4 protein-coding genes are annotated in these 3,336 nt (G+C 39.0%); 1 reads left to right on the top strand and 3 read right to left on the bottom strand.

The window, feature by feature from the left end; all coding sequences use genetic code 11:
• Positions 1 to 572: 572 nt before the first annotated feature.
• Together PLK24_RS09915 and PLK24_RS09910 are read right to left on the bottom strand one after the other, a co-directional pair.
• Positions 573 to 1,712, bottom strand: a complete 1,140-nt coding sequence (locus tag PLK24_RS09915; RefSeq protein WP_324478704.1) for a M28 family metallopeptidase — start codon at positions 1,710 to 1,712, stop codon at positions 573 to 575.
• Between the two features lie 156 nt (positions 1,713 to 1,868).
• Positions 1,869 to 2,186 carry a DUF6506 family protein gene (locus PLK24_RS09910; protein ID WP_324478702.1) on the bottom strand — a complete coding sequence of 106 codons (318 nt, stop codon included), beginning with the start codon at positions 2,184 to 2,186 and terminating at the stop codon, positions 1,869 to 1,871.
• Between the two features lie 164 nt (positions 2,187 to 2,350).
• Here PLK24_RS09910 and PLK24_RS09905 point away from each other — a divergent pair, with 164 nt between their 5' ends.
• Positions 2,351 to 2,632 carry a zinc ribbon domain-containing protein gene (locus tag PLK24_RS09905; protein ID WP_324478701.1) on the top strand — a complete coding sequence of 94 codons (282 nt, stop codon included), beginning with the start codon at positions 2,351 to 2,353 and terminating at the stop codon, positions 2,630 to 2,632.
• 42 nt (positions 2,633 to 2,674) lie between these two features.
• Here PLK24_RS09905 and PLK24_RS09900 read toward each other — a convergent pair.
• Positions 2,675 to 3,336, bottom strand: a 662-nt coding sequence (locus tag PLK24_RS09900; RefSeq protein ID WP_324478699.1) for an HD domain-containing protein, incomplete at its 5' end; no start/stop codon positions are given.

Below are 3,336 nucleotides of genomic sequence, written 5' to 3'. Positions count from 1 at the left end.
GATTCCTTAGAATGAAAGCATGGTTAAATGAGATTGCCACGTCACTACGTTCCTCGCAATGACGGATTTAGATAGATATTTTCATCCTTATCTGGTTCTGCTGGGAGTTATGATGGTTTACTTTGTAAATAACCGAATAGGTAAATAGCGATCAAAAAAGAAAAAGGCACACCCCCCTGAATCCCCCCTCAATGGGGGAATAAATCAAATAATTCCCCTCCTTGGAAGGGTGCTGCATCGCAGCGGGGAGGGTGCCTTTTATCTGTCATCCTAAGGCTTCGTTTTTCGAAGCCGTGAGGATCTCATCTTTTAAAGGTTGGGGAATTGAGGAACTGAAAAAGATGAGATTCTCACGTTGTCTGGTAGAAAACACCGGACTCCTCAGAATGACAGAATGGGTGGATTAGATTGTCACGTCGCTTAAAACGCTTCTCACAATGACGGATTTAAAATGGGCATGATAAATCAAGCCCTTACCAAAGAGTATAAAATGTAGGGGCACAATGTATTGTGCCCATTCTTTAATTAATGTAGTGACATGCCATGGAATAACGAATCTTGGATTTTCATCCTCATTTGGGGATGCTATGCAGCAAAGAACAAATCAAGTTGCAGGTTGATATCAAATTTTCCGGTTCTACTGCGTCAATGGTATCGGTCTTCCAATGCCAGTTTACCGGCAGACCTTTTTTGTTGAGAGCAATAAAGGTGAGAGCCCGATACCCACGAGCTAAGAAGGGAGTAGCATCAGTAGAAAGCCCGAGATAGGGCCGGATTTCGATCGGTAAGGATAAGTTGTGGGAAACTTCTTTCACCTGTTCAATTAACCTTCGGTCGGAGTTAAAAACCGACCACATACCTTCTTTAGAGGCAGCTACTAAATGGCCAGCTCCGCAATTATCACAATTTAAGATGAAAGATTCACCAATGATTGAGCGGTATTTTTTCTCAAAAGCAATCGCACCATTCGTCCCCGATTCCTCTGAACCAGTAAAGACCACCCAAAAAGGAATGTTTTCATTGGCTAACTGGCGAGCTACCTCAAGGCAGACAGTGACTCCACTACCGTTATCATTTCCACCTGGCGAGGGCTCCATGAAAAACTCACGATGGATATGACCCACCGAAAGCAGAATAAGATAGGCGGCGGGAATCCAGGATAGGATATATAAAAAGTTCCAGGAAAAGATAAGGTTCATCAAAGCAAAACAACAAATAGCTACCGAAGAAAAGATAGTAAGCTGAACCGAAAGGTAGGGATTGCTAATAAAACGAGGATCGAAAAATATTGAAGGGGTAGCCGAATCAATATGAGAAAAAAGGATGATCGGTGGTTTTTGAATCTTTTTCCCAATAATATTTATCGACTTCTTCCACTTAAACAAAGTTGTCAGAACTGGAAAACTGTTCATTTCAAAATATTCGATAATGGTGAGTAAAACTGAAAGAACCAAAGCAATTGGAGCCGATATATTCATGAGAACTACTGAAAGGATCAAGCCTATCCAGATCAACAAATAAGGCCAGGTATAGGTTGCCAATGAAGGAAACTCATCTTCGATAACTTCGAATCCGAAACTGAGCAGCTGGTTCTTGATCCACCGGGCGCAGCTCTTTTCTTTTGCCGAACAAGCCGGGCGTGCTCCGAGATTTTTTAAAAATTGAAGCGTGATACCAATCGCTCCAGTTTGATTATCCGGTTTTAAATCCATCCTCAACCCCTTCTTCAGTTACTGTCATTTTATATTACCAAGCAAATAAAGTAAAAATTTTCAATAGGTGATTTTGATATTTTTAAATTCTATATTAGCTGGTAAGGGTATTTCGAGAAAAAGGGCAAACCTGCTTTGATAAAAGCTGGCTAATTCCTACTTATTAAAGAATTCTTTTTGTAAAACCGGCTGTGTAATTTGATTGCTTGGACCATCTCCTCGGGCAACACTAACCGACACTTTGCCTTCCAATGCTCGGAATATCTCGGCTACATCACCATGGGTAAAGCCTGGGCAGAGTGTTATCCCATCAATTTTTTCCTTATCATAATATTGTTTGGCAATTTTAATAGCTTCGTCTTGACTATTTACCACAACGATAAAAAGTTTCAACTTTCCGGTGTTAATCATGCTTTGATGTTTGTCGCAATCTGCATCGGGTGCATGAGCTATGAATAACGATTTAAAAGCCATAAGGCGCCTCCTTTTTAAAGCTTAACTTCTATAGTTTAATAATAACACTAATCTATTTAACTTTAATGGAAATTAAAGTAAACTGAAAGGGAATTGATGACTTAATATGATAAAGATTAAAAAGTCGAGGTGGATTAAATCTTTAAAAGTTAAGGAGGTGAGAAATGGTGAGTACCTATCAACCGCAGGGACCATATTGTCAAAGTTGTTCTATGCCGATGCAAAAACCAGAAGATTTTGGTACCAATAGTAACGGCAACCAAAATCAAGAATATTGCCGATATTGTTATCAAAACGGGAATTTTACCGACCCAGATATCACCGTGGAACAAATGATTGAAAAATGCGTCGATATTATGAAAAAGATGAACCTTCCCGATATGCAAATTGAGCAGGTTAAAAAATATATTCCGATGCTCAAAAGATGGAGCACAAAATCAGTTTAGATCCAAATGGAAGAATGGTCTGGTCACAATAATTTTATAGTTTCATCTAAAAAGATCGATGATTAAAAAAATGTCGATTCCATCTAATTTTTTGTTTTTTAATTCATTAAATAACTTTCCTTTTGCTTCGATAAGCTGGGGCGAAGCAACTCCATTTATTATAGAGAAGTAGGTCTCAAGGAAAGCAGCGATTTTGTCACAGGTTTTTATGAGCTTTCCATCAATAGGGGAGTATTGATCGAAATTATACTGATTTGGGATGATATCGTTTTCCAAATGGCGAATATTTTTCTTCTCATCCAGGATCTTGGTTTCAAATTCATTCATAGTGAAATACAAAATTTCATCATACCAATCTTCTTTCAGCAGAGGTTTGAGTTTTTTGCTGATTTGGTCTGATTCTTCCTCTTTGATGAGAGTTTCCAAATCACCGAGGGCCCTCTTGACCGGAGAGATAATATCTCGGGTAAGTACTTCTGGTAAGTCATGGAAGAGCGCTCCATACCAATTGTTATAAATCCGCTTTGCACAAGGCTCAGGTTCTATAAATAAGGAAAGAAAGTAGCTTAACATAGCAACAATCAGCATATGCCCCAAGACCGAAGTTTTGGGAATTCTCTCGATATGAGCCCATCTCCTTTGAAATCGCAGTTGTCCGCAAAGATCAATAAAATTTCTCAGATTCTTATCCAGATAGAGGATCT

The sequence above is a fragment of the Atribacter sp. genome, assembly GCF_035418125.1.
In the GTDB taxonomy this organism is placed as follows: domain Bacteria; phylum Atribacterota; class Atribacteria; order Atribacterales; family Atribacteraceae; genus Atribacter; species Atribacter allofermentans.
The sequence above is the reverse complement of the archived record's forward strand: the minus strand, read 5'-3'. Positions and strand labels throughout refer to the sequence as shown.